Annotated in this window: 22 protein-coding genes and 3 pseudogenes; 13 read left to right on the top strand and 12 right to left on the bottom strand. The window is 57.4% G+C overall.

Annotation, left to right across the window (positions count from 1 at the left end):
• Positions 1-53 precede the first annotated feature (53 nt).
• From AC54XV_RS19885 to AC54XV_RS19875, 3 genes and pseudogenes are all read right to left on the bottom strand, one after another.
• A pseudogene (locus tag AC54XV_RS19885) lies at positions 54-233 on the bottom strand (DUF3757 domain-containing protein); the annotation flags it as partial.
• 47 nt (positions 234-280) lie between these two features.
• Entirely contained in the window at positions 281-739 is a 459-nt protein-coding gene (locus AC54XV_RS19880) for a GNAT family N-acetyltransferase (RefSeq protein WP_024642162.1), read from the bottom strand.
• Between the two features lie 25 nt (positions 740-764).
• Positions 765-857: pseudogene (locus AC54XV_RS19875) on the bottom strand (transposase domain-containing protein); the annotation flags it as partial.
• Between the two features lie 421 nt (positions 858-1,278).
• Here AC54XV_RS19875 and AC54XV_RS19870 point away from each other — a divergent pair.
• The 3 genes from AC54XV_RS19870 (at position 1,279) to AC54XV_RS19860 (ending at position 4,756) form a co-directional block, all read left to right on the top strand.
• Positions 1,279-2,133 (top strand): SMI1/KNR4 family protein, encoded by an 855-nt coding sequence (locus AC54XV_RS19870; RefSeq protein ID WP_232914013.1) that lies wholly within the window; start codon positions 1,279-1,281, stop codon positions 2,131-2,133.
• 168 nt (positions 2,134-2,301) lie between these two features.
• The gene (locus AC54XV_RS19865; RefSeq protein WP_003402406.1) at positions 2,302-2,787 is read left to right on the top strand and encodes a hypothetical protein; all 486 of its coding nucleotides are present in this window, start codon (positions 2,302-2,304) and stop codon (positions 2,785-2,787) included.
• Positions 2,788-3,325: 538 nt separating this feature from the next.
• Entirely contained in the window at positions 3,326-4,756 is a 1,431-nt protein-coding gene (locus AC54XV_RS19860) for an IS1182 family transposase (protein WP_058398702.1), read from the top strand.
• An 856-nt stretch (positions 4,757-5,612) separates the two neighbouring features.
• On the opposite strand, the gene AC54XV_RS19855 is transcribed toward AC54XV_RS19860, so the two are convergent.
• The gene (locus tag AC54XV_RS19855) at positions 5,613-6,359 is read right to left on the bottom strand and encodes an SDR family oxidoreductase (RefSeq protein WP_024641717.1); all 747 of its coding nucleotides are present in this window, start codon (positions 6,357-6,359) and stop codon (positions 5,613-5,615) included.
• Between the two features lie 133 nt (positions 6,360-6,492).
• Here AC54XV_RS19855 and AC54XV_RS19850 point away from each other — a divergent pair, with 133 nt between their 5' ends.
• Together AC54XV_RS19850 and AC54XV_RS19845 are read left to right on the top strand one after the other, a co-directional pair.
• Positions 6,493-7,380, top strand: coding sequence for a LysR family transcriptional regulator (locus AC54XV_RS19850; RefSeq protein WP_024641718.1), 888 nt, complete (start codon positions 6,493-6,495; stop codon positions 7,378-7,380).
• Positions 7,381-7,810: 430 nt separating this feature from the next.
• A complete protein-coding gene (locus AC54XV_RS19845) occupies positions 7,811-8,329 on the top strand; it encodes a hypothetical protein (RefSeq protein ID WP_496717177.1) in 519 nt (172 codons plus the stop codon).
• Here the strand turns inward: AC54XV_RS19845 and AC54XV_RS19840 are convergent.
• From AC54XV_RS19840 to AC54XV_RS19830, 3 genes and pseudogenes are all read right to left on the bottom strand, one after another.
• Positions 8,326-9,503, bottom strand: a protein-coding gene (locus tag AC54XV_RS19840; RefSeq protein WP_162886835.1) for an IS3 family transposase whose coding sequence is annotated in 2 segments (ribosomal slippage) — positions 8,326-9,233 and positions 9,233-9,503 — 1,179 coding nt in all. Because the reading frame shifts where the segments join, the coding sequence is not laid out codon by codon here. The genes AC54XV_RS19845 and AC54XV_RS19840 overlap by 4 nt on opposite strands.
• A gap of 61 nt (positions 9,504-9,564) precedes the next feature.
• A pseudogene (locus tag AC54XV_RS19835) lies at positions 9,565-10,145 on the bottom strand (transposase); the annotation flags it as partial.
• A 39-nt stretch (positions 10,146-10,184) separates the two neighbouring features.
• Positions 10,185-11,495 (bottom strand): mechanosensitive ion channel family protein, encoded by a 1,311-nt coding sequence (locus AC54XV_RS19830; RefSeq protein ID WP_496717176.1) that lies wholly within the window; start codon positions 11,493-11,495, stop codon positions 10,185-10,187.
• A 159-nt stretch (positions 11,496-11,654) separates the two neighbouring features.
• On the opposite strand from AC54XV_RS19830, the gene AC54XV_RS19825 reads away from it, so the two are divergent.
• The gene (locus AC54XV_RS19825) at positions 11,655-12,767 is read left to right on the top strand and encodes an XAC2610-related protein (protein WP_496717175.1); all 1,113 of its coding nucleotides are present in this window, start codon (positions 11,655-11,657) and stop codon (positions 12,765-12,767) included.
• A gap of 15 nt (positions 12,768-12,782) precedes the next feature.
• Here the strand turns inward: AC54XV_RS19825 and AC54XV_RS19820 are convergent, their stop codons facing one another.
• Positions 12,783-13,676 carry a LysR family transcriptional regulator gene (locus AC54XV_RS19820; protein ID WP_058822631.1) on the bottom strand — a complete coding sequence of 298 codons (894 nt, stop codon included), beginning with the start codon at positions 13,674-13,676 and terminating at the stop codon, positions 12,783-12,785.
• Positions 13,677-13,782: 106 nt separating this feature from the next.
• Between AC54XV_RS19820 and AC54XV_RS19815 the strand changes: the two genes are divergently transcribed.
• Complete coding sequence (locus tag AC54XV_RS19815) at positions 13,783-15,045, top strand: MFS transporter (protein ID WP_496717174.1); 1,263 nt, start codon at positions 13,783-13,785, stop codon at positions 15,043-15,045.
• Entirely contained in the window at positions 15,042-16,070 is a 1,029-nt protein-coding gene (locus tag AC54XV_RS19810; protein ID WP_346396884.1) for an alpha/beta hydrolase, read from the top strand. Before AC54XV_RS19815 ends, AC54XV_RS19810 begins: the two co-directional genes overlap by 4 nt.
• Before the next feature lie 60 nt (positions 16,071-16,130).
• On the opposite strand, the gene AC54XV_RS19805 is transcribed toward AC54XV_RS19810, so the two are convergent.
• Positions 16,131-16,913, bottom strand: coding sequence for an NAD(P)H-dependent oxidoreductase (locus tag AC54XV_RS19805; RefSeq protein WP_496717173.1), 783 nt, complete (start codon positions 16,911-16,913; stop codon positions 16,131-16,133).
• Between the two features lie 88 nt (positions 16,914-17,001).
• On the opposite strand from AC54XV_RS19805, the gene AC54XV_RS19800 reads away from it, so the two are divergent.
• Entirely contained in the window at positions 17,002-17,901 is a 900-nt protein-coding gene (locus AC54XV_RS19800) for a LysR family transcriptional regulator (RefSeq protein ID WP_024650581.1), read from the top strand.
• Between the two features lie 19 nt (positions 17,902-17,920).
• Here AC54XV_RS19800 and AC54XV_RS19795 read toward each other — a convergent pair whose 3' ends face one another.
• Both AC54XV_RS19795 and bamA read right to left on the bottom strand, forming a co-directional pair.
• Positions 17,921-18,334 carry a hypothetical protein gene (locus AC54XV_RS19795; RefSeq protein ID WP_024659750.1) on the bottom strand — a complete coding sequence of 138 codons (414 nt, stop codon included), beginning with the start codon at positions 18,332-18,334 and terminating at the stop codon, positions 17,921-17,923.
• A 119-nt stretch (positions 18,335-18,453) separates the two neighbouring features.
• Positions 18,454-20,826, bottom strand: a complete 2,373-nt coding sequence (gene bamA / locus AC54XV_RS19790) for an outer membrane protein assembly factor BamA (RefSeq protein WP_159372292.1) — start codon at positions 20,824-20,826, stop codon at positions 18,454-18,456.
• A 216-nt stretch (positions 20,827-21,042) separates the two neighbouring features.
• Here bamA and AC54XV_RS19785 point away from each other — a divergent pair, with 216 nt between their 5' ends.
• From AC54XV_RS19785 to AC54XV_RS19770, 4 genes are all read left to right on the top strand, one after another.
• The gene (locus AC54XV_RS19785; RefSeq protein ID WP_024638938.1) at positions 21,043-21,732 is read left to right on the top strand and encodes a response regulator transcription factor; all 690 of its coding nucleotides are present in this window, start codon (positions 21,043-21,045) and stop codon (positions 21,730-21,732) included.
• 11 nt (positions 21,733-21,743) lie between these two features.
• Complete coding sequence (locus AC54XV_RS19780) at positions 21,744-22,979, top strand: HAMP domain-containing sensor histidine kinase (RefSeq protein WP_024660173.1); 1,236 nt, start codon at positions 21,744-21,746, stop codon at positions 22,977-22,979.
• Positions 22,980-23,129: 150 nt separating this feature from the next.
• Complete coding sequence (locus AC54XV_RS19775; protein WP_003402477.1) at positions 23,130-24,467, top strand: DEAD/DEAH box helicase; 1,338 nt, start codon at positions 23,130-23,132, stop codon at positions 24,465-24,467.
• Positions 24,468-24,651: 184 nt separating this feature from the next.
• Positions 24,652-24,954, top strand: coding sequence for a hypothetical protein (locus tag AC54XV_RS19770; protein WP_003402479.1), 303 nt, complete (start codon positions 24,652-24,654; stop codon positions 24,952-24,954).
• Positions 24,955-25,560: 606 nt separating this feature from the next.
• On the opposite strand, the gene AC54XV_RS19765 is transcribed toward AC54XV_RS19770, so the two are convergent.
• Positions 25,561-26,427, bottom strand: a complete 867-nt coding sequence (locus AC54XV_RS19765) for a DUF6279 family lipoprotein (RefSeq protein ID WP_003402482.1) — start codon at positions 26,425-26,427, stop codon at positions 25,561-25,563.
• Positions 26,428-26,489: the final 62 nt, after the last annotated feature.

The following is a 26,489-nucleotide window of genomic DNA, read 5'->3' as shown; positions in this document are numbered from 1 at the left end:
GCTCTTCAGCGAGCCATTGCAGGCTTGCTGAAGAGCGACAAGGTTATTTCGTGTTACTGAACGACGGTGAACTTGCAGTTTTCAGGTGATGTTTTTTCACACACGTTATAGACAAGACCAAAAGGCCCATCTTCTTTCTTCCAGGCACTGCCTGCAGTTTTTATAGTGAAATCCTTATTGTTTTTAGCGATGAAACGCATGTCCAGCGCCTCGCGTCCACCGATGTTGTAGGGTAAGTGTCCGGGTAATACACCTTTCTTAGGTTTTTGCTGTTATTGCCTCAAGGCTGAGTATTGATAGCGTTATGCTTATTGATATCAAGTCTTTTCTGCATAAAAAACCGGTTGTATCCAACGACCGGGTAATCTTTAAGTTCTCCAAATATGCTGAAGCCGTGCCGGAGGTAAAAGTCCGGAGCTTGAAAAGAGAACGTGTCCAGCCAGATACCTTGACAGCCTTTCTCACGCGCCAGCGCTTCCGCCTTGTTCATCAACTTTGCGCCCAGACCTTGCCCTCGGGCAACTCCAGGCACTACCAGCAACTCAACAAATAACCACTGCCCAGAAATTTTTGCGTATAGCCCACCTTGCGTAGCCCCCGCGTCATCCTTGATTAAGATCGCAAGTTTTTCAGTTCCGGTGAGCCCCGTTTGTGTTTGGTTGTATTCGCGCAACGGTGTCAAAATCGCTTGGTAATCCGCCTCTTGAGGCGTCTCATTTATCTCTATCCGTAAGTCCACAGCTTTCTCCTTGAGTAGTTTGTGATTAAACGGGCGCCCAACGATGTGGTAACAAGTCGGTAGCGTCACTTGCCCGCTGCGTGGGCAGACGAGTCAAAACGTCCTTCAGGTAAGCATATCGTGTTGCGCTGACGTATAAGCATAGGTTATCCAATAAGAAGCTTGCCACCTTGACGATTTCTGGAATCTCTGACGAATGTCCACTTTTGGTCGATTCTATTGAAAAAGTCGGGAGTGGTTTTCACAGCAGAAAAGTACGCGCCTGAGCTTTAAATCTAGAATCGGCGCAGAGGTATTCGGAATCAGATTTCACGTGGCAGCGCATAAAAAATACGCTTTCACCGATCAATATGCTGGCAGTTTGAGAAAACCGACTTTTTCAACAGTATCGGCCGAGAGCATCCGAATACCAGTAGCAACAGCTCGAACTGCGTCGCGGCTAGGTTAAACACTGGATTGCCTTGAGTATAGGCAAATGCTCAAGAATCTGGCACTCAGCGTATTCTAGGCAGCATTGCTGGCAGTTGATGGTGGAACGAATGGCAGTTATTAGCCGATTTCTGCCCTTCGTGAAGGGCAGCTTCGGGTCGAAATCCGCCTTTCCCGACCGTCCGCTGCACGCCCGTGCTGAGGATGGCGCGATAACGGTAAAATGGTTCTTGGCTCAGGGAGCGACATTCACCGCCACGTTTCCCGTACCGATTCAGCCCAATAGTAAACCGCCCCTAGGGAGGCTCGACATGAACACATTGATGGAACGACTGGAACACTGGTTGGAAGCCAACCTTCCCGAGGTCCGTGAAGATTTGGCCCCGGGCTGTTCAGAGGCTGCAATCACCGATTTCGAAAGCCAGATCGGCAGGGCTTTTCCAGAGAATTTGAAGGCGCTTTACCGGCTGCATGATGGGCAAAGGGATGCTGTCAACACGGGGCCTTTCTATGGCCTTACTTTCCTGTCATTGGCGGGTGCGAAAACCCATTGGGAATCGTGGAAAAGCATCATCGATCAATGGTCACCGGAAGAAATGACCGAAGCGAGCGCTTTTTGCACCTCGGCGAAACCCGGCGCTGTTCAAGCTTTGTATGCCAACAAGTACTGGATCCCGTTTGCCTACGACTACGGTGGAAACCACCTTGGCTTGGATTTGGATCCCGGAGACCGTGGTACGCTGGGGCAGGTCATCAATTTTGGAAGCGACGAAGAAGAGAAATTCGTGGTGGCCAGCTCTTTGGCTGTGTTTATCGAGTGGTTGGTCGACCAACTCGAAAGTGGCAATTTTGCGATCAGAGAAGAAGATGATGGTGGGCGAAGCCTGAACACGAAGGTGCCTGAGAAACTTCATTTCCTCGACTCGATCCCCATCCTGTTCGCCTCGCAGCGTGACGATCGATGACCACCTGAGCGGTGTCAGGCCGGGAAATCAGCCACGGCCGGCCGCTTTCGACCCAAAGCTGCCGGTCAGATCCCGTGGATGTCGGACAAATAGCCCAAACGCCTACGCATTCCCAGGCTGATATTAGAGAGGGTAAACTGAGCACCTTTCCATCTGTGTGGTACCGATATGGACATCAATCTACTGACCGAATCCATGCTTGGCCACTGGCATGCTCCCTCGGGTGTCTGGCAATGCGAATTCCAGTTCGGCAGCCGATTGATTTACGTCCAGCACCACAATGACGAGCCACCTTACGCCAGGCTCGCCGCTGCGCAACGCGCGGTCAAGGCTACGTGGGATGATTTGCCCCAGGCACTGACGTTTGCCGAACAGCACTGTAAAGCACAGATGCCCGAACTGATGCGGTTGTACGAAACCCACATGCCGTGGGAATCTCCGTTATTCGTGTACTCGATCCACTTCGATCTCGACAAACCTTACCCTAGCTATACCATTTCCAAGAACCCTGACTTCGATTGGGATCGCATCCTGATCGACGAAGATGAATTGTGCCAGGAACACAGTGTTTGCATGGAGCAATATGAGCCAAAGGATAACTTTTGGGTTTACGTCAGGCGCGTGGGGTTTCAGCAATTCGAGCTTGGGGATTAGCTTGGCAATCAACTATGTATACCTCCCAGCCCCTGAATCACCGCTGATTAAGTAGACACTGGAGAGTGTCCGCTTCTGGCCCAGAGTGTGTAAAAACGTATTCGATCAGCAGCATCGTAAGGCGCTGGGTCAAACCACGTTCTGTGTAGATTCCCGACAGACCGAAAACCATCGAATGATGGGATCGTCTAAAACCAGTGCTCGTTCATTTTCGAAAGAAACTCTGGGTTAACCGGCGCGCTGGATGCTGAGCCGATGACCGAGTCAATCCCACACTTCGGACACAAAGCGGTGGTATCCAGATCGACCCACTCTGTGATTTCTGCGGACGAAAACACACTTAAGCAGTAAAAACAGCCACAACGATCACTTGCTTCAATTTGGGCTCGGTGATTTTTACAAAATCGGTGCGCTGAAATTACATCCATGGGTAAGCCCTTCAACTTCAAATTCAGTAGCATATCGTGCTTACGTCAGAGTACGTGAAGACCCGGCTAACGTTGCTATGATTGCCCAAAGTGTTAACGCAGGATTGCCCATGAAACGTTTCATTCAAGGTGAGCATCGCGGACAAAGCAATTTGCTTCCCGAAAGCCTTGACGACTACGTCAGTGACACAAATCCGGTGCGAGTAGTGGACGTTTTCGTCGACGAACTCGACCTGGTCAATCTACGTTTTGAAGGCGTCATTCCAGCCGATACCGGCCGACCTGCTTACCACCCCGCAATCTTGCTGAAGATCTACATATACGGCTATCTCAACCGCATTCAATCGAGCCGGCGTCTTGAACGAGAAGCCCAACGCAACGTCGAGTTGATGTGGCTGACAGGGCGTTTGATGCCCGATTTCAAGACCATCGCCAACTTCCGAAAAGACAACAGCAAGGCCATCCGAGGCGTCTGCCGCCAATTCGTGATGCTGTGCCAGCAGTTGGGACTGTTCGGAGAAAATCTGGTTGCCATTGACGGCGGTAAATTCAAGGCCGTCAACAACCGCGACCGCAATTTCACCAGCGCCAAACTGAAACGGCGCATGGAAGAAATTGAATCGAGTATCAATCGTTACCTGGTAGCACTCGATGCTGCCGATCGGCAAGAACCAACAGCTTCCGAGCCCAGCGCGGTTCGGCTGGAAGAGAAAATCGCCAAACTGAAGAAGCAAATGAAGGAGCTTCAAGCGATCGAAATCCAGCTCAATGATTCGCCGGATAAACAGGTCTCACTGACCGATCCAGACAGTCGCTCCATGATGACGCGCGGCATGGGAATCGTTGGCTACAACGTGCAGACAGCGGTCGATACGCAGCACCATTTGATCGTTGCCCATGAGGTGACCAACGTCGGTTCTGACCGCGATCAACTCAGCTCGATTGCCAAGCAGGCCCGCGAGGCGATGGCGTCAGATTCGTTGTCGGTAGTAGCGGATCGAGGTTATTTCAAAGGCGAACAAATCCTGGCTTGTCACGATGCAGGCATCACCGCCTATGTGCCCAAGCCTATGACCTCTGGAGCCAAGGCTGACGGGCGTTTCAATAACGACGCCTTCATCTATGACGCGGCAAAAAATGAATACATTTGTCCAGCTAGCAATGCGCTGATCTGGCGTTTTTCCAGCGTTGAAAAAGGTCTGAAGTTGCACCGCTACTGGAGTTCGAAATGCCAGAACTGCACACTGAAATCGCAGTGCACACCGAGCACGGAACGACGAGTTCGACGCTGGGAGCATGAAGATGTATTGGAGGGGATGCAGCTTCGGCTGAGCAAAGCACCAGAGATGATGCGAGTCCGAAAACGAACGGTTGAGCATCCCTTCGGGACGCTCAAACAATGGATGGGGGCGACGCACTTTTTGACGCGAAAGCTGGCCGGGGTGAGTACGGAGATGAGCTTGAATGTGCTCGCCTACAACTTGAAACGGGTCATGAAAATCATCGGTACCCATCACTTGATAAAGGCGCTAAAGGCCTAAAAACCGCCTGTTTTTGCGCGTCCCGATGATCTGGTGGGTTGCTGGGGCGGTTTAGCTCATCACAAAGGGAAGTCGTGCCTTGATCAGGCTACGAAGCTGCTCAGCGTTGAAGATCGAAGCGGGATCTAGCGTTTTTACACACTCTGGGCCGAAAGCCGCCGTCCGCGACTGGCTGCTAGGGATCGAAAGCCTACGATAGCCCTGACACACTCCGGCTATTCCCCCGCTAGACCACGTAATAGCACACGAAGACCTTAAGTAGCACACAACGTTTACGACGTTGTCACGTAATAATAAAATCCGTAACTCATTGATATAAAAGTTAAAAGCATCTCCCTTGTAATCAGTAGGTCCCGGGGTCGACTCATAGTGCCTGCACCATACAACCAAAGGCTTGCGGCGATGCAGGCCTTTTGTTTGTCCGCAAAACGTAAAACTGTCGCCGATTAGGCCTGCACTATGCGCTGCCACTTCGAGATCCAACCGCAGCTAGGTACGCTCGTGAACGGTGACGCTCAACCCTGGCCAACCGCTCGGCTCGTTATCAGCGCGTGCAACCGTGTGCAGTCTCTAATGAATCCTGAATGCGGCTACAGCCCTCAATCTGCTTGCGTTGGAGAGGCTGGAACTGATCTGGCCACCGCTGCCCTGGTGCGCAGCTTTGGGACCGGTGTCGATTTGGAAAACCACCCTGCTTTTCGTGAAGTAAAATTGCCACTCGCTGAACAAAGGGACAAAGCTCGTGGCTAACGAGCGTGAGCTGTGATTGCGAGATTTGAATACTCACTGTTATTTCGACAACTCCCGCTTCCGGGCAGGAAGCGGGATGTACAGACTCGAAGGCGTGCCTATCTCGTTAAAGCGAGCGACCACCATCAACGATAATTTCTGTTCCCAACGTCCAACGAGACTCGTCCGACGCGAGGTACACCACCGCCTTAGCTACTTCTTCAGGCGTGCCAAAACGGCCAAATGGGATAGTCGCAGCAATATCTTTGTTGACCTGCTCGCGGTATGCATCGGGAATACCCGCCTTGTCGTACAGCGGCGTGTCGATCGGCCCAGGGCTGACCGCATTTACTCGTACACCACGCGGAAGAAGCTCGCTAGAGAGCGTTTTCGACATGCTTAGAAAGGCCGCCTTTGTTGCGGCATAAATGGATGAGCGCGGGGCGCCCAAGTGTGCACTGATCGAGGTGTTAAGAACCACCGATGCAGGGTTTGAGAAGACCGGCAGCAGTGCTTGCAGGAGGAAGTAAGGGCCTTTGACATTGATGTCAAAGGAGCGGTGAAACATCTCTTCGTTCCATTCTTCGATCGGCTTCCAGACGGATACGCCAGCATTGAGAAAGGCAATGTCGAGCTGCCCGTAATGAGACTGAACAGCCTGCGCCAGCTTCTTCTGGGCTGCGACACTAGCTGAGTCGGCTCGCAGCACCAAGACATCGCTCCCTAAAATAGCTTGAGCATTTGCCATGGACTCAGGATTAACACCTGTGACGATCAGGCGTGCGCCTTCGGCGAGAAATTGCTTGGCGGTCTCCAGGCCGATGCCGCTTGTACCGCCTGTGATGAGAGTACGCTTGCCTTGTAAACGGGACATGTAATTTCCTCTCTATTGGTTCGGCCAGCCGGACGGCTGACCTTCTGAGAGCAACTATGTATTCATGCCAGCGCGCTGATAAGATGGGCAAATAGAATAGATCTCATGCAAAATCTGCATGAAAAGAGGCGTGATGGACCGGTTGTTACTGATGGGCTGTTTTGTACGCGCTGTCGAGACAGGTAGTTTCTCTGCTGCGGGACGTGATCTAGGACTAGGGCAACCGAACGTCAGTCGTTACGTCGCTGCTCTTGAAGACCATTTGCAAACCAGGCTGCTTCACCGATCCACACGAAAGCTGATGCTCACGCCCGAGGGTGAACGGTACTACGCGGATGCGCGGCGTATTCTGGACTCAGTGGAACAGTCAGAGTCCTCACTGAGAGGGAACGTAGCGCCGTCTGGGTTACTGCGAGTCGCTTGCCCGACCGCATTGGCTCACACCTTCATCGTACCGCACGTGGCGAGCTTTCTAGCGCGTTATCCCGAACTGTCGCTCGATCTTCAAATCAATGATCGCTACGTCAATTTAATCGACGAGGGGGTAGAACTCGCGATTCGTATTGGGCACCTGGAGGACAGTGCAATGCGAGCCCGGCCACTAGCATCGTTCGAACGTGTGTGCGTTGCCAGCCGTGCGTACCTAGAAAAACGTGGCTCTCCCTCTTCGCCTGATGACCTGAAGGAACACGACTGCCTCATTTATACCCTCCTATCCACTGGAACCAACTGGCGGTTTAAGAACACTGATGTCCCGATCTCCGGACGACTGCGTGTCAACTCGCCTGAGGCGATACGTGAGTACGTCAATGCAGGATTGGGAATCGCGCAGGGGCCTCAATGGCTTTATGAGGAAGGGCTCAGAAGTGGCAATCTTCAATTGCTGCTTAACGAATACGTGGCGCCACCCGTCCCGATCCAATTCGTATACTTAGCGAATCGGCTGCTGCCCCAGCGAGCGATCGTTTTCATGGATTTTATGGCGGATGTTTTTGCTGCATTCCATGATCGCCCTAAATAGCCTAGAACACGGCCAAGGTGCGAACGGAGAACCATTTGCATGGGCGGCCCCTTGGGTGAAAATCGCTGCACACTCACCATTCTTGCTCGTCGACGGGGCTTTAAGTAGTCAGACCGGACTTCAGGGCTTGCCTCTCAAAAGTGTCCTGATTTATTGCCAAAGCCGATTCGATACATCTCTAAATCAAAGGTGCAACGCTCATCTCATGCGGTTAAGAAAACGGGGGCAGATTTATTTGGATAATCGACCGCTTCTGACCGATTTCTGCCAGTCACGAATGGCCGCATTCGGCCAATAGCTGCCTGTAGCAAATAACCGATGAAAGCTTGGTGTTGTCAATCTATAAAACCGACCTTACGATATATAATAAACAGCATGCAGCCATAGAAGGCTCATCCCAAGCCCCCCACACAAGCAGCAGCAAATTGACATGGCAAAAGCAAAAAAAGAAAGACCAGTTTTTGATGCAACCAGTCTCAGTCTAGAAGAATGGCTTTCTATGGTTTTCACTTATGAAGAGAAGAGAAAATATAGATTTATAGATTTTCGCTTTCCAACAGACGCCCATGCAGCCGAATATTTAGCCTCTGCTGATATAAGATCTGAGCTAGAAACTAAGCACCTAATACGTTCGTTTTTGATTCCCCCCGGGGTTCAAAGACATGACCATCAATTTTTCCGCCACTGGATAGATAATGGTGACCTTGCCCAGATGATTGATACGAATGAGTATGCTCGTCGCCTTATCAGAAATGAAGGTTGGGAAGGTTTGACTTGGATATTGGATCTCCTCCCCGATTGGCCTCAACAGGCTCTTGACGTATTGGACGCTTTCATACGGGCGCATACATTCTGCCTCTCCGACGGCCGTATATGGGGCCTGTGTGATGCAATGACCTTGCCCCCGAGAAACGTATCCCTTAACCCGGCGTCGGGGTTGAGTATCTAAGGTTGTTGCCTTTGCCAGTTCTGCTCGTATTGCATCGGACTTACGTAATGAAGCGTCGAGTGCAGGCGCTCCTGGTTGTACCACAGCAGCCAGTTAATGACCTCGTCCTTGGCAGCGCGTCGGGTTTTGAATTTCAAGCCATGCAGACGTTCCACCTTCAACGAGCCGAACACGGTCTCGCTGCACGCGTTATCCCAGCAATTGCCCCGTCGACTCATCGAGCTGACAATCCCGTAGCCCTGAAGGACATGACGAAAATCAAAGCTGGCGTACTGGCTCCCGCGATCACTATGAAACAGCAGTCCGGAGGCCTTATGTGGATGACGCTTGAACCAGGCCATGCGCAACGCATCAATCACCAGGCTGCTTTTCATGCGCTCGTCCATCGACCAGCCCACGATCTGGCGACTGAACAGGTCTACCACTACCGCCAGAAACAGCCAGCCCTCATCTGTCGGGATGTAGGTGATGTCGCCCACCCAAGCTCTGTCAGGCTCCATCACGGCGAACTGGCGATCCAGCAGGTTCTCCGAAATGGGTAAGTCATGAGCGCTATCAGTGGTCACTTTGAAACGTCGTTTGCCCTTGCCGCAAATACCATGAAGCTGCATCAGCTTTTGCACACGCTCTTTGCCGACGCGAACGCCGTCAGCCAGCAAACCGTGCCAGATCCTGGGCCAGCCGTAGCTGCCACGACTGCGGGCATGAGCGGCGCGAATGTGGACGAGCAATGCTGCGTCGCTTAAACCTCGTTGAGGGCAATTAACTGCACAGCGAGCTTGGTGGCAATGAAAGCCGGTCGCACTGACGCCCAGCACCCGGCACTGCACACCGATAGGCCAGAGACGGCGATGAGTAAAGATGAACGCGTACTTCAGCTGGATGCTTTTGCGAAGTACGCCGTCGCCTTTTCCAGAATGTCGCGCTCCATCTTGACGCGTGCCAGCTCGGCTCGTAGACGGCTTATCTCCATCTGCTCGGGAGTGACAGACTTGATGTCAGCGCCGGTCAGCCTGCCTTGGCGATGCGCCTTGACCCAGTTGAACAAGGTCTGGTCGGATATACCCAGAGAGCGGGCAGCGGCAGCAAGCGTCAGGCCTGTATCGACCAGTCGCACGGCCTCAAGTTTGAACTCAAGGGTGTATTTAACGCGATCTGTCTTGGGCTTAGTCATGTCGTATCCTTGCGGCTATTGAGGCACCTGGCAAGGGATACGTTTTTCAGGGGCAAGGTCACACATCAAACTCCCAGTTCAAAATATTAGGGATGTCGGGCCGCTCGACCGTTGCCTTTTTGTAAGTATGCGATCCCGGTTGTTTGCTGACCAACTCCAGCTCGCGCATCAGATGCGTACCTTGAATCGCCCGATCTGCTCACCGTCGTTCTGCATCATGGCCATGATGCTGCGGCTACCGGGAGCACTGTGGCCTTGGGTGAACAACTCGTTCACCCAACTGCGCAATCGAATGCGTTCTACATCCGGTGTGCGGCGCCTGAGACGCCGAGCGTAGTAGCACGCGCGGGTCAATTCAAACACCTTGCATAGCCAATCAACCGGATCGTGGATGCTCAACTGGTCAATCAGCGCGAACGCTCGAGATCTGCCGACATCAAGAGCGCGGTAGCCTTTTTTAAGATCGATTTTTCCCGCTCAAGGCGAGCAATTCGGGCTTCCAGCTCTTGGATTTTCTGCTGCTCCGGGGTTAGCGCTTTGATCTGCTGGGTGACGCCCGTGCGTTCTTTGCACCTGGTCTACCCATCGGCGCAAAGCCGACTCGCCGAGACCAAGAGAGCGGCTGGCCTCAATGAAGCTGTAATCTATCTTAGGCCTTCAGTTGCGCATTATCTGCGCCGTTCAGCCTGAATGTTCTGTAGGCAACGGCTCTACCAACGGTGTAGCCCCCACCCGCGCCGGCTCCCCCCTCAACCCCACCCGCATATCCGCCCCACTAGGCTGCTGATACAAATTCAACCCAAACTCCGGCATCACCGTAATCAGATAATCGAAAATATCCCCCTGTATCCGCTCGTAATCCACCCACACCGTGGTGCGGGTGAAGCAGTAGATTTCCAGCGGGATGCCCTGTGAGGTGGGTTCGAGCTGGCGAACCATGCAGGTCATGTTCGGGTTGATGTCGACGTGGCTTTTCAGGTACGCCAGGGCGTAGGCGCGGAAGGTGCCGATGTTGGTCATGCGTCGTCGGTTGGCGGACATTTGTGCGACGTTGCCTTGTGCCTGGTTCCAGGCCAGCAGTTCGGCCTGTTTGCGGCCGATGTAGTCGGTGAGCAGGTGGATTTGCATGAGCTGCTGTTCTTCGTCGTCGCGCACGAAGCGCACGCCGCTGGCGTCGATGAACAGGCTGCGCTTGATGCGCCGTCCGCCTGATTGCTGCATGCCGCGCCAGTTGCGGAACGACTCGGACATCAGGCGCCAGGTCGGGATGGAGACGATGGTTTTGTCGAAGTTCTGCACCTTGACGGTGTGCAGGGTGATGTCCACCACGTCGCCGTCCGCGCCGACTTGCGGCATTTCGATCCAGTCGCCGACGCGCAGCATGTCGTTGCTGGTCAGTTGCACACTGGCGACGAAGGAGAGCAGGGTGTCCTTGTAGACCAACAGGATGACCGCCGACATGGCGCCGAGGCCGGACAGCAGTAGCAGGGGCGAACGGTCGATCAGGGTGGCGACGATGATGATCCCGGCGAAGACGTACAGGATCATTTTCGACAGCTGCACGTAACCCTTGATGGAGCGCGTGCGGGCGTGTTCGGTGCGTGCGTAGATGTCCAGCAGGGCGTTGAGCAGGGTGCCGATGGCCAGCGTCATGAACAGGATGGTGAAGGCCATGGCGATGTTGCCGATCACGTTCCGGCCCGCAGTACTCAGGCCCGGGACCAGGGTGAGGCCGAACTGGATGACCAGCGACGGCACCATCTGCGCCAGGCGATGGAAAACCTTGTTGTGGCGGAAGTCGTTGACCCAATGCAGGGACGGCTGACGGCCGAGCATCCTGACGGCGTACAGCACCAGAAAGCGCGCCACGCGGCCAAGCACCAGTGCAGCGGTCAGCAACAGGATCAGCGCCAGCCCGGTGCGTACCCACGGGTGCTGATCGAGCATGTCCCAGAGTTCCTGGGTCTTGAGCCAAAGCGAGTGAATATCCATAAAAGCATCGGGCCCGTTGAGCGAAGAGGGGGGCGTGATTAGAACATTTACCGGGTCGGACGGGGCGGCCTGTGAGCACGAAGTGCACGTTGAGCAATGATTTCAAATTGTATCAATTGCTGAAGTAGACTCATCGCTCATTATCAGAGGAGTTGCGTCTTGCACCTATCCATCGTTCAACGCTGTGCGTCACGTCTCGGCTTGCAGGCCTTGTGGGTACTGCTCGGCCTGGCCTCGTCGACACTGGTCAGTGCCGCCGGTGCGTTACCGACCTACGGGGAAATGGATGCAGCAGGCTTTGCGGGCTCGCCCCGGGAGAACTACACCCTGCAGGATTTTTCCGATAAATACCGTGCGACGCTGGATATTTCCGCCAAAGACGATGTGTTTCGTCCCGGCGTCATCAACGTGTACGACAAGGCGAGCGGTGCGGCCTTGATCCGCGTGCAGTCCGATGAACTGGTGCTTGGCACTGACCCCAAAACCGGCAAGGTCAAAACCAATGTGCACGAGTTGCCCTATGGCGAACAAAGCGTACTGATCTATCAGGATTTCAACTTCGATGGCATCAAGGATCTGGCCTTGATGGACGGGCAGAACAGCTGTTACCACGGCCCCTCGTATCAGGTCTTTCTCGGCACGGCCGATGGTTTTCGGCACAGCGATTCGTTTACCCAACTGGCGCAAAACAACTGCGGCCTGTTCAGCGTGAATGAGAAAGCCCGCAAGATCGAGACCATGACCAAGGACGGTTGCTGCTGGCACCAGACGTCTACGTATAGCATCCGTAATGGCGAGCCGGTTCTTGAAACGCAGACGGTCCTTGACCATACCGGTGGGTCGGGACTGCCGACTGAAACAGTCAGTCGCAATCAGAATGGCAAGATGACGCACACCACCAGCATCGTCTGGGAGGAAGACGAGCAGCGTGAGATTCTTCTGTCCTTCAGGCTCGCGCCGTCCGGCAAGCGCATTGTGTTGTTCCGCTCAGGGGACGCAAGCCCGGTCTTCTACGCGGCCGTGGACAGCAAGAATCAGGTCGGGCTGCTGTTTCCCCAGGCTGACGGTGAGCAACTGAAGTACGACGCTGCCAGTCAAGTATTGAGCTTCGTGCGCGGCGACACCGCTTACCGGATCGTGGGTGACGCAAAGGGTGCGCCCACCGCCATGCAAGTGGTGGTGCGTGGCAAAACCACCGAGCTGAAACTGCTTGCCGAGCCCGCTCAAGGTTCGCTGAACAAGGTCGCGGATGCGTTGAAAGCCGCGCACTAATCAGGCGGCGGGGGACTAGCCCCGATACCTCACCGCCTCGACAAACGCACTGAACGCCGGCGACGCCTGTCGCCGGTTCGGGTAGTACAAGTGAAAGCCTTCGAAATACGGGCTCCAGTCGACCAGCACTTCTCTCAGGCGGCCGCTGGCGATGTGCGGCTCGGCCATGGAGTCCGGCACGTAGGCCAGGCCCACGCCGTCCAGTGCGGCGTTGAGCACATGAATCATGCTGTTCGAAGTGAATTGCCCGTTGACCCGTATGTTGAGCTTGCGGCTGCCCTTCTCGAACTCCCAGGCGTAGCAACTGCCGTTCGGCGAGTGGCGGATGTTGATGCACGTGTGTTGAGTCAGGTCCTGAGGCTGCAGCGGGACGGGGTGTCGCTCGAAGTAGGCCGGTGACCCGACCACTGACAAGCGCCAGTCAGGCCCGAGGCGCACGGCAATCATGTCCTTGCTGATGGACTCACCCAAGCGAATGCCGGCATCGAAACGTTCGCTGACAATATTGGTGAAGCCGTAGTCGATGCAGATCTCGACCTGGATATCCGGGTACTGTGCGAGAAACCCTGCAAGCATTGGGCGGATAATGCCCTCTGCGGCGTCATCGGAGCAGGTAATGCGAATGGTGCCGGCGGGCTTGTCGCGCAGTTCGCCCAGCACTTCGACTTCTGCGGCAATCTGATCCAGCAGCGGCCCGATCGAGCGCATCAGCCGTTCGCCGGCTTCGGTCGGGGCTACGTTGCGGGTGGTTCTCGCCAAAAGGCGCAGGCCCATGCGCTCTTCAAGGCCGCGCAGGGTGTGGCTCAGGGCTGAAGGCGTAACGCCGAGTTTGGTGGCGGCCTTGGTAAAGCTCTGATCGCGCGCCACCTGCAGAAAGGCTTGCAGATCATTGAGTTTGGGTGTGCTCATTGCTGAATCCTTCTCACAAGCGCGTTTAAATTGTGGTGTCTAATCATCCTAATACCTTTGCCCTAACCTGTGCCGACTAATTTTTAACGTCGTCAGGTCAGGACGCATGCAAGCATTTGATTCAACTCTGAAGCAGTCCGAAATAACTACTCATCCGCCCGCATGGGGCGCGGTGTTTTCGATGGCGCTGTGTGTGGTGGTGCTGATTGCGTCGGAGTTCATGCCGGTCAGCCTGCTGACACCCATCGCGCAGGATCTGGGCATCAGTCAGGGGCAGGCCGGGCAGGCGATTTCGATCTCCGGCTTTTTTGCCGTGCTGACCAGTCTGCTGAACACGCTGCTGACCGGGCATCTGGATCGCAAGCCTGTCCTGCTGGGCTTCAGCCTGTTGTTGCTGGTGTCTGGCGTGATCGTCACGCTGGCCTCCAACGGCTGGTTGTTCATGACGGGCCGTGCATTGCTCGGGATCGCCATTGGCGGCTTCTGGTCGATGTCGACCGCCACCGTGATGAAGCTGGTGCCCAAGCAATCGGTCGCCAAGGGCCTGGCGCTGATCAACGGCGGCAATGCGCTGGCGGCGACGGTCGCCGCACCATTGGGCAGCTTCATGGGCCAATACATCGGCTGGCGCGGCGCGTTTTTCCTGGTCATCCCGCTCGCGGCGCTGGCGTTTGCCTGGCAATGGCTGAGCCTGCCGGCCATGCGCAGCCAGCCGCACAACCGGGCACGCAATCCGTTCCGCCTGCTGCGTAACCCGCAAGTGGCCGTCGGCATAAGCGCGATCCTGTTGCTGTTCATGGGCCAGTTCGCCGTCTTCACCTACCTGCGCCCGTTTCTGGAAGAGATCACCGGGGTCAGCGTCAACACGTTGTCCCTGATGCTTTTGGCGCTGGGAGCCAGCGGGCTGGTCGGCACCTACCTGATCGGCAGGCTGCTGCACAAAGGCCTGTATGCCTGCCTGATCGCCATTCCGCTGCTGATGGCGGTGCTGGCCGTGGCACTGACCGGCATGGGGCACTCACCTCAGGCCGTCGCCATTGTGCTTGCCGTCTGGGGCCTGATTGCCACGCCGGCACCAGTTGCCTGGGGCCTGTGGTTGAGCCGCACGCTGCCCGACGATGCCGAGGCAGGCGGCGGCCTGATGGTGGCGACCATTCAATTGGCGATCACCGCCGGGGCCGGCATCGGCGGCGCGCTGTTCGACAGACTCGGTTGGTGGAGCCCGTTCGCATTCGGTGGCGTGTTACTGGTGTGTTCGGCCGCGCTGGCCTGGACGGCACGCGACAACGCGTCTCTGCAGGAAAGCAACACCGGTCAGGGCCGGGCAGATAAACGCGGGTCAATTTCTCAACGAGGTAACACGCCATGAAAAAGATTCTTTTGATGCTTGGGCTTTTAATCAGCTCATACGCTGCGACAGGAGCAGACATGTCTCACGGTGCCGATAATTTCTACACAAGCGACAAGGTCGTTGCGCAAAAAGTGCTGTTCAACAACCAGTACAAGATGAAAGTCGCGGGCAATCTGTTTATACCCAAAGGCTCGAACCCGAACGTTAAAGCTCCGGCCATCATCGTCGGCCATCCGATGGGGGCGGTGAAGGAGCAAAGCGCTAATCTGTACGCGCAGAAACTGGCCGAACAAGGGTTTGTCACCTTGTCGCTGGACCTGTCGTTCTGGGGCGGGAGCGAAGGCCAGCCGCGTAACGCCGTTTCACCGGATCTCTACGCCGAAGACTTCAGTGCCGCAGTGGACTTTCTGGGCACTCAGACCTTCGTGGACAAAAACCGAATCGGTGTTCTGGGGATTTGCGGCAGTGGCAGCTTTGTCATCAGTGCCGCGAAGATCGACCCGCGCATGAAAGCCATTGCCACGGTGAGCATGTATGACATGGGCGCCGCCAATCGCAACGGCCTGAAACACTCGCAGACGCTGGCGCAGCGCAAGAAGATCATCGAGCAGGCGGCGCTGCAGCGCGACGTTGAATACAGCGGCGGTGATACGGCCTACACCAGCGGCACCGTACACAAGCTGACTGACAAATCCGCCCCGATCGAACGCGAGTTCTACGATTTCTATCGCACGCCACGCGGCGAGTTCACGCCCGAAGGCCAGTCCCCCGAGCTGACCACTCACCCGACGCTGACCAGCAACATCAAGTTCATGAACTTCTATCCGTTCAACGACATCGCGACCATCTCGCCACGCCCGATGTTGTTCATCGCCGGTTCAAAGGCGCACTCTCTGGAGTTCAGCGAGGAAGCGTACAAACTGGCCGGCCAGCCCAAGCAACTGATCATCGTACCGGAGGCCGGACATGTGGATCTGTACGATCGGGTCGATCTGATCCCGTTCGACAAGCTGGGCGAGTTTTTCAAGAACAACCTGAAGTAGTCCGCCAAAAAGCATTACGCATGAAGAGGCCCTGCACAAGCAGGGCCTTTTCGTTATCAGTCACTGATCGCGCAGGTGAATGCCCAGTCCCTGCCGACCCGCTGCAAGCTCAGGACGCAAGGTCAGTGCCGGGATCTCGTAGTCGCCGTCGTTCTGCCTGCGAAATGGCAAGGGCTCAAGGGTGAACAGGGTATCCAGGCGGTTGCCGTAGTCGGCGCAAATCCGCGCAAAGGTTGCGCTGTCCACTTTGCCTGCCCGGTACACGGGGAAGGGCGCGAGCACATCGAAGCCTGGATAGAACAGGATGCCGTGCTGCATAGGAAAGAGCACATCGTTCAGCGCCCCGTTTACGCCACGCTCGCTGTAATGGGACTCCCAGCCGCCCATGGTCACCACCAGCATGGCGCGCTTGCCTGCCAGCGTCCCTTCACCGTAGCGATCACCCCAGTGCTGGTCGCTGTGCTCGCCCACGCCGTAGGCGAAACCACAGGCGTATACCCGCTCTATCCAGCCTTTCATGATCGCGGGCATCGAAAACCACCAGAGCGGAAACTGAAATATGACGGCGTCTGCCCAGAGTAGTTTGGCCTGTTCGGCCTCGATGTCCGGCGGCTGAATACCGGCGGCAAATACGCGTTGCGACTCAAGGGCAGGGTCAAAGCGGCTGCTGCTCTCGAGACCGGGTGCATCGTTGGCGTCGATGATCGGCTTCCAGCCCATCTGGTAAAGGTCGGACACCTGCACCTGATGGCCGTTGTTCTGCAGATGATCGACGGCGAAGTCTTTCAACGACCCGTTCAGCGAGCGCGGTTCAGGATGGGCGTAGACAATAAGTACGTTCATGAGGGGCTCCGGTTTGTCTGTAATGACGCAACGCTACAGACTCGCTCGGGTATGCTGGAAATCAATCTCCCAAACACTGGGTATGTGCATGAATAATACCTTGCGACGTATCGACCTCAATCTGCTGGTCACGCTGGATGCATTGCTCTCGGAGCAGAACGTGACCCGCGCGGCGCATCGGCTGAACCTGACCCAGCCCACCGTCAGCCTGCAATTGGGCAGGCTGAGGCAGGTGCTGGAGGATCCATTGTTGCTGCCGGGACCGCGGGGCATGACCCCGACTGCGCGGGCTGAAGAACTGCGCGAACCACTCCGTCAGGCACTTGCAGCGCTGGAGTCAGCTTTGCTGCCCGGCCGGGATTTCGATCCGGCAACGGCCGATCACACCTGGCGTGTGGCTGCCAGCGACTACGCGACCATCGCATTGATATGGCCGTCGCTCGGCAGGTTGCGCAACAGTGCTCCGGGCACACGTCTGGCCATGCTGAACAAGCACCCGGTCAGCCTGGCCGCGGATCTTGAAAGCGGTCGACTGGATCTGGCGTTGCACACCCGCGACGAGGCACCGCCCAAGCTGCGCCAGCGATCGTTGATTCATGAGCGTTATGTGCTTGCTGCCCGGCATGATCATCCGGATCTCGCGCAACCTGTGTCGCTGACACGTTTCTGTGAGCTGGAGCATGCGGTCATGTCTCCCAACGGCGGCGGCTTCGCTGGAAGCACCGATCAGGCTCTGGCGGCGCTGGGGTTAAGCCGGCGGGTGGTGTTGTCGGCTCCGCATTTCGGTTCGCTGGTGTCTGCACTGACCTGCAGCGACCTGGTTGCGGTAGTGCCTGAACGGCTGGTGCGCAATCAGCCGACGCTCGTGGTTCAGGAACCGCCGCTTTCGATTCCCGGGTTTGAAATGCTCATGCTGTGGCCAGAGCGTTTGCACCGCGATCCGGCTCACAGGTGGCTGCGAGAACTGATGGTCGCGGCCATCGATTAAGCCGTGCGGCGCCTATGACTCAAGCCCGCAGCCTGCGCTCGCGCAACGCACTTAAACACTCGCGCCCCGCAGCCTCGGCGGTTTGCATGACCGTCTGGCTGTTGTCCTCGGTGATCCAGGTCAGTAGCCGCACCTGGCCCGTCGCCTGGCTGCCGCCGTGCATGCGAGACAGAGTTTCGCGTTGCTTTAGCATGGCTTTCATGCGGGTGGCGAGCATGAAGATGTCGTCGATGAAGCCGTCTTCGACGTGGTCGTGATGCTCGATGCCCAGCCCCGTGGCGTCGTGGTCGATGCGCAGGTGGTAGTGCATGGTCCCGGTTGCATCTTCGCTGCCGAACAGCGCGATGACGAAGCCTTTGCCCAGCAGTGAGCGCAAGGCGTGCTGGATGATTTCCTGCACATCGGGGGTGATCTGTCTGACTTCGCGGCTCATGTAACAACTCCTGACCTGATGAGTAGTGCAGGCAGTATTCAACGACGGGATGTAAAGCGCGGTCCGGGCCAGGTAATGCTGGGTAAAGACCGCCTTGTTCATGCTGTAAAAGGTCCGCCTCAAAAGGTCTGGCCCAGCGAGAACTGGAACACTTGGGTCTCGGCGTCTTCGGGCTTTTTGATCGGCACGGCGAGGTCGAAGCTCAGGGGGCCGAGCGGCGAGTACCAGGTCACGCCGACGCCGACCGAGCTGGCCATCTGGTCGATATTGATGTTGCCGCAGTTCTGCGTGGTGGTCAGGTAGCACTTGTCGGCGTAAACCGTGCCGAAGTCCCAGAACAGCGAGGTGCGCAGGGATTTCTGGTCTTTGACGAAGGGCATCGGGAACAGGTATTCCATGCCGCCGGAGATCAGGATGTTGCCGCCCAGGGCTTCAGTGTCGCGGTCGGAATAGTAGATCTGCCCCTGACTGGCGTAGGCGCCGGTGGCCGGGGTATTGCGTGGCCCCAGCGTGCCGTCCTTGAAGCCGCGCACCGTGGCCTGGCCGCCCGCCGTATAGTTTTCGTAGAAGGGCAGGCCGTCGGTATCGCCGTAGCCGTTGCCGTAGCCCAGTTTGGTATGCAGGCGCAGCGAGGTGGTGTCGCTGAGCGGCAGGAAGGTCTGGCCGTTGTAGTCGAGTTTGTAGAACTGCAGGTCACTGCCCGGCACGGTGCTGGTCAGGGTCAGGCTTTGCGAGTGACCGCGGGTGGCCAGCACGCCCTTGTTGAGGGTCGATTCCGACCAGCCGACGCTGGCCTTGAGGTTGGTGAACGCATCACCCTCGCGCTCGATGAAGTCATAGATCTCGTCAGCGCTGTAGCTGCCGGGGTCGAGGGTGTCACGCTGGATCGACAGCCCGTAGGTCAGGCGCGATGTTTCGCTGATCGGATAGCCGAGGTTGACCCCGGCGCCCACGCTGTTGAGCGAGTAGTACGAGACCTCGTCGTCATCGTCGTAATACTTGCTGTAGTCGGTCGCATTGTAGAAAACGTTGTAGCCCAGGCTCACCCCGTCAGGCGTGAAGTACGGGTTGGTGAACGCGAAGTTGTACTTGGTCTGGTACTCGGAGCGGGTCATGCCGAGGCTGGCGAAGTTGCCGGTGCCGAGGATGTTGTTCTGCGAGATGGAGCCGCCGAGTATCAGCCCGGCGCTTTGCGAAAAGCCCACGCTGGCGGTGATGTTGCCCGAGGCCTGTTCTTCGACGGCGTAGTTGATGTCGACCTGATCGTCGGTGCCGGGGACCGCTGGCGTTTCGACGTTCACTTCCTTGAAGAAACCGAGACGCTCGAGGCGCACCTTCGACTGGTCGATCAGGTAGGTTGATGCCCAGCCGCCTTCCATCTGGCGCATTTCACGGCGCAGCACCTCATCGGCAGTCTTGGTGTTGCCGCGAAAGTTGATGCGGTTGGCGTAGGCGCGCTTGCCGGGGTCGACCACGAAACTGATATCAACGGTGTGATCGGCAACGTTGGCTTTCGGCAAGCCGTTGACGTTGGCGAATGTGTAGCCATCGTTGCCTAGACGGCGGGTGATCAGGTTGCTGCTGTCAGTCATGACCTTGCGTGAAAACACCTGGCCCGGTTTGACCAGAATCAGTTGTTCGAGCTGGTCCTTCGGCACTTTCAGGTCGCCGCCCAGCTTGACGCTGCCCACGGTATAGCGGTCGCCTTCGGTGATATTGACGGTAATGAACACGCCTTTCTTGTCAGGCGTCAGCGACACCTGCGTCGAATTTATATCCATGTTGATGTAGCCACGGTCCAGGTACCAGGAGCGCAGTCGCTCCAGGTCGCCGGAGAGTTTTTCGCGGGCGTACTTGTCATCGTTCTTGAAAAACGACAGCCAGTTACTGGTCTTGAGCTGAAACTGGTCGGCCAGTTGTTCATCGGAGAACACTGTGTTGCCGACCACATTGATGTGCTGGATCGACGCCACCGTGCCTTCGTCGATGGTGATTTTCAGGGCGATGCGATTACGTGGTGCAGGCAGCGCCTGGGTATCGACCGAGGCACTGTAGCGGCCCTGGGAGACATATTGGCGTTGCAGTTCATTGCGCACGCCCTCCAGCGTGGCGCGCTGGAATATCTCGCCTTCACTGAGCCCCGACTGCTTGAGCCCCTTCATCAGGTCGTCGGTGCTGATGACCTTGTTGCCGACAATCTCGATACTGGCGATAGAGGGACGTTCGACTACATTGATCACCAGCACATTGCCATCGCGTGCAACGTTGATGTCCTGAAAGAAACCGGTCTTGAACAGTGAGCGCGACGCGTCGGCCAGGCGCTGCTCATCGGCCTGATCGCCGACATTGAGCGGCAGCGCAGCGAATACGCTGCCGGCTGATACGCGTTGCAGGCCGTTGACGCGGATGTCCGAGATGGAAAAAGTGTCGGCGTGTGCCAGCGGGACGCTGATTAACAGGCAGAACGATAGAAGCAGACGCGAAGAAATCATCAAACCCTTTCCAGAAAGCTGCGACAAAGGCATTTGAGCGCTGCCGATGACACGCCAGAAAGGGCCGGTCCGGCGGGCGCTGTTGGCTGCGCAGCATAGGGCGAGGGCATGTTGGGGACGGTTAACGCCGTGTAAGGTTAGGTAAAGATCATCGAGCCCGGCTGACACGCCGCAGCAGCGTCGGGATAATCGGCAACCACCAATCAAGGGCCTGCCATGACTTCCGTATTGCTTGTCGACGATGACCGGGAACTGACGGAAATGCTCAGCCAGTACCTGACCCGTGAAAGCTTCGACGTGACCTGCACCAACAGCGCTGAAGAGGGCGAGATTGAAGCCTTGTCCGGGCGTCACGACATCGTCGTGCTGGACATCATGATGCCGCGCATCTCCGGGATCGAAGTGCTGCGGCGGATCCGTGCGCAAAGCCAGGTGCCGGTTATTCTGCTGACCGCCCGCGGCGACAATATCGACCGTATTTCCGGGCTGGAACTGGGCGCCGACGATTACGTGCCCAAGCCCAGCTCGCCGGGTGAACTGGTAGCGCGTCTGCGGGCGATCATGCGCCGGGTGCGTGCGGTGTCGGTAGTCGATGCGGTCCGGGATGTGATTCAGGCCGGAGAGCTGATGCTCTGGCCAGGCAAGCGTGAAGCGCGCTGGCAGGGCGCGACGCTTGAACTGACCGGCAACGAGTTCTGCCTGCTCGAAGAGCTGGCGCGGCATGCCGGGCAACTGGTCAGCAAGCAGAACCTGTCGATGAACGCGCTGGGACGGCCGCTGGCTCGCTACGATCGCAGTATCGATGTGCACATCAGCAGCATTCGCCACAAGCTCGGTCCGCGCAACGATAACCAGAGCTGGATACAGAGCGTGCGCAATCTGGGCTACATGTTGATCACGCCATGAGGCCGAACCGGTTGTTCTGGAAGCTGTTCCTGGCATTCTGGCTGGCGACCAGCCTGACCTTCATGGTCGGTGCCGGCCTGTTCATGTTCACCCAGTCAGGGCGGGGCGATCCTTCGTTCAGCACGGTGCTCGATAACGAAGTGCGCATTTTGCAGCGCTCGGGCATTGCCGCAGGGCGGGCGTTGCTCGATACCTGGCAGCCGGAGGGGCAAGGCAGGGTCGGGCTATACGACAACCAGGGTCTGCTGCTGGCGGGCGAGGCGCTGGAGAATCCTCGCTTCGAACTGGCTGTGCACACACGCGAAGGTGCACTCGTGCACATCCGCTCTACCCAGCGCCCCAACCATGACGATCAACCCTCTCACCTCAATCCGCTGATCACCGGCACGGTCATGAGTGCGCTGTTCAGCTGGTTTCTCAGCAGCTATCTGGTGGCGCCGCTGATGAAATTGCGGGAGGCGATGGGCAAGGTCGCCAGAGGCCGTTTCGACACACGGGTAAAACCCGACATGGGCCGGCGGCGCGATGAAATCGTCGACCTTGCCGAGGATTGCGACCGCATGGCCAATCAGCTCAAGGTCATGGCCGACTCTCAGCAACAACTGTTGCATGACATTTCCCATGAACTGCGTTCGCCGCTGACGCGCATGAGCGCCGCCATCGGCCTGTTGCGCCAGGAGCCGAGCCAACTGGACATGCTCGAACGCATCGAGCGCGAATCGGAGCGCATGGACTCACTGATCGAAGAATTGCTGACCCTGGCGCGCATGCAGAGCGATGTCGAAAGCCTGACGCGGGAAAAGGTCGATGTCATCAGCCTGCTGGCGGCCATCGTCGAAGATGCCGAATTCGAGGCCGGACTGAAGCAGTGTCGGGTCAGGCTGCAGGCTCCCGGGTCTTTCGTCGCACAGGTCGACAGCGAACTGCTCTACCGGGCCTTCGAAAACGTGATCCGCAATGCCGTTCGCCACACGGCGGTCGGCACGGATGTGGTGGTGGTCGCCAACGTTCAGGCCCAGCCGCTGTGCCTGATGGTCAATGTCATCGATCAGGGGCCAGGTGTGGACGAGGCGTGCCTGCAACGGATTTTCCAGCCCTTCGAGCGCGGCCCGGAGAATGCCGCGCAGGGCTTTGGCCTGGGCCTGGCCATCGCCCTGCGGGCTATCGAAATGCACGGCGGGCAGATCGCCGCACGCAATCGGCCGGGCGGCGGTCTGGTGGTCGATGTGCTGCTGCCGGTGTCGTGACGGCGCTCAATGGTTTTGCAGCGTTTCGAATGGCCGTTATCCGCCCGTTGGTAAACAAAATCGGCCTTTGGTGGTAAAGAAACTCGGCCCCGGCGCTCGAAACCGTTACGCTATGCAGCTGTATTTTTGTTTTTCGTCGAGGTAGCACCCGTGTTTTCCGAATTCGCCCTGCACGAACGCCTGCTCAAAGCTGTGGCCGAGCTTAAATTTGTCGAGCCTACGCCTGTGCAGGCGGCCGCCATTCCGCTCGCACTGCAAGGGCGCGACCTGCGGGTGACTGCGCAAACCGGTAGCGGCAAGACCGCCGCATTTGTGCTGCCGATCCTCAATCGTCTGATCGGCCCGGCCAAGGTCCGTGTCGACATCCGTGCGGTGATCCTGCTGCCAACCCGTGAGCTGGCTCAGCAGACGCTCAAGGAAGTCGAGCGCTTCTCGCAGTTCACTTTCGTCAAGGCCGGTTTGATCACCGGTGGCGAGGACTTCAAGGTTCAGGCCGCGATGCTGCGCAAGGTGCCGGACATTCTGATCGGCACGCCGGGTCGCCTGCTGGAGCAGTTGAACGCAGGCAACCTGGACCTCAAGCACGTTGAAGTGCTGGTACTGGACGAAGCCGACCGCATGCTGGACATGGGCTTCTCCGAAGACGTCGAGCGTCTGGCCGGCGAATGTGCCGGTCGTGAGCAGACCATGCTGTTCTCGGCGACCACCGGCGGCGCTGGCCTGCGGGAAATGATCGGCAAGGTGCTCAAGGATCCACAGCACCTGCAAGTCAACAGCGTCAGCGAGCTGGCTTCCGGCACACGCCACCAGATCATCACTGCTGATCACAATGTGCACAAAGAGCAGGTTCTCAATTGGCTGCTGGCTAACGAGACCTACCAGAAAGCCATTATCTTCACCAACACCAAGGCCATGGCTGACCGTTTGTATGGCCGCCTGGTAGCGCTGGAATACAAGGCGTTCGTGCTGCACGGCGACAAGGACCAGAAGGACCGCAAGGCGGCCATCGACCGTCTCAAGCAGGGCGGCGCGAAAATCATGGTTGCCACCGATGTGGCGGCTCGTGGCCTTGATGTCGAAGGTCTGGACATGGTGATCAACTTCGACATGCCACGCAGCGGCGATGACTACGTCCACCGCGTCGGGCGTACCGGCCGGGCAGGCAGCGACGGCCTGGCGATCTCGCTGATCTGTCATGGCGACTGGAACCTGATGTCGAGCGTGGAGCGCTATCTCAAGCAGAGCTTCGAGCGTCGCGTCATCAAGGAAGTCAAAGGCACCTACGGCGGGCCGAAGAAGGTCAAGGCCTCCGGCAAGGCAGTCGGCGTCAAGAAGAAAAAGACCGACGCCAAGGGCGACAAGAAGAAGGTCGCGGCCAAAGGGCCGACCAAACGCAAGACGGTCAACCGTCCCAAGTCTGACCTGGTCAGCCAGGACGGCATGGCCCCGCTGAAAAAACGCAGCACCCCGGCCCCGGCTGCCGAGTGATTGCCGTGATCGCTCCCGAGCATTCGGGAGCGATCAATCTCTTTACAGTACTGATAACGCCTCGTTACACCGTCCGCCAGCTTCTCTGAACCGTCATTCACCTCGCAGGTCACACCCTTTGAGTCGCATGCCCGTGGCTGGAGGTCATGGGTGATCATTCCATGCTGGACGGAGGTGTATAGACATGACTTACAAATGGGACCTTATCGAGCGTTTGCTGCACGATGTGCAGAACAACCGCAGCCCATCGACATCCACGGAATTCGAGACGCTGCTCAATCGCAGCTACATCGAACCGCGTCCTCGCGAGGAAGGCGGAGATGGCTCGACCTACATGCTGACAAAGCGCGGCGCGAGCCTGCTGGCTTTGATCGATAGCAGCATTCCGGGGGATGATCACCCACGTCAGGTCCTCAATGAGCAGGCCGGCGACCCGCTTGACCCCGCGCTCTTCGACATCATCGCCAAAAAGCCCCAGATCGCATAGAACGGCATACCCACGCGGAGCATGGGTACGATAGTCAGAGAGCTGTCCGCGCACTCAAGGCAGGAGGCAGAGCGTCCAGAACGGCATACCCATGCGGAGCGCGGGCACGATAGTCATGGTTGTGCTGAGATGACCATCGTTCCTCACGCTCCAGCGTGGGAATGCCTTGGGTGACGCTCTGCGTCACGATTCTGCGCCGCGCCCGCGTGCGCAAGGCAGGAAGCAGAGCGTCCAGAACGGCACACCCAGGCGGAGCATGGGTACGATAGTCATAGTTGTGCTGAGATGACCATCGTTCCTCACGCTCCAGCGTGGGAATGCATTGGGTGACGCTCCGCGTCATGATTCTGCGCCGCGCCGCGCACTCAAGGCAGGACGCAGAGCGTCCGGAACGGCATACCCACGCAGAGCATGGGTACGATAGCGGAAAGGCTTGGGCACGGTAGATACCGATCGTTCCTCACGCTCCGCGTGGGAATGCATTGGGTGACGCTCTGCGTCACGATTCTGCGCCGCGCCGCGCCCTCAAGGCAGGACGCAGAGCGTCCGGAACGGCATACCCACGCGGAGCATGGGCACGATAGGTGTGGTAAGAGGGCTATCGGATCACTTCTGCTGCGACTTCAGGCAATCCAGGTCGGTGAAGTCCTTGCGCATGTCGGCGATGCGGCTCAGCAGTTTGGCGCGTTGTTCCGGGGTGCTCAGGGCGGTGATGTCGACGATCAGCGATATCGCGGCCTTCTCGGTCTGGTCGTAGGCCTTGCGGTATTCAGGGGTCCAGAACGTCTCGCGGTCCTGCAGCAACGCGGCGATGCGTTGCGGGAAGTCGCTGGCCTGACGCTGCTGGACCGTGGCCAGAAACAGGTTCTGCCACCGCGTACGGTTCTCGATCCACGCCTTGTTCTGTTCGCCGAGCGATGCAGACCAGGCCTGAATGCGGTCTTTCTGCGCCTGATTGAGCTTGCCGACCCACGGCGTCACACGTTTCTGCATACGGTCGGCGCGCTCTGCGATCTGACGTTCCAGTGGCTGGTCGAGGTATTTGTTCTCGCGCTTGCGCTGATCCTTGGCGAACGACTCCTGCATCTCCTGCACCTGCTTGTCGTCAAAGCGCGACAGCAACTCTACCGCAGAGGGCGTGATTTCCTTCGAGATCTTGGCGATTGCTTCTTTGGCTTCGCTGGTACGAGCCTGCAGCCCTTCGTAGGTCACCTGATCGGTCTTGACCATGTCCTCGAGCTTGTCCAGCCAGGTCAGGTACTCCGGCAGCTGGGTGCTGCAGTGCCAGCTCAAGTGTTGCTTGAGGCGCACGTCCAGCCAGCCTTTCTGTTCCGAATTCATGTCCAGGTAGTCGCTGAGCGTCCACGGAATGATCACGTCGAGGTTGCGGTACGCCAGTCCTACCTGATTGCATCCTGCGAGCAGTGCAACGGTCATCAACAGTGTGACGAATGCTTTGAATAAAGACTGCATGACATCTCCTTGGCGTACTGACGTGCAGTAGAGGAGTGTAGCGTCTGGCAGTTCAACCGGTT

This window comes from Pseudomonas fragariae (ex Marin et al. 2024), from assembly GCF_059621105.1.
This window is presented reverse-complemented; position numbering and strand designations above follow the sequence as displayed.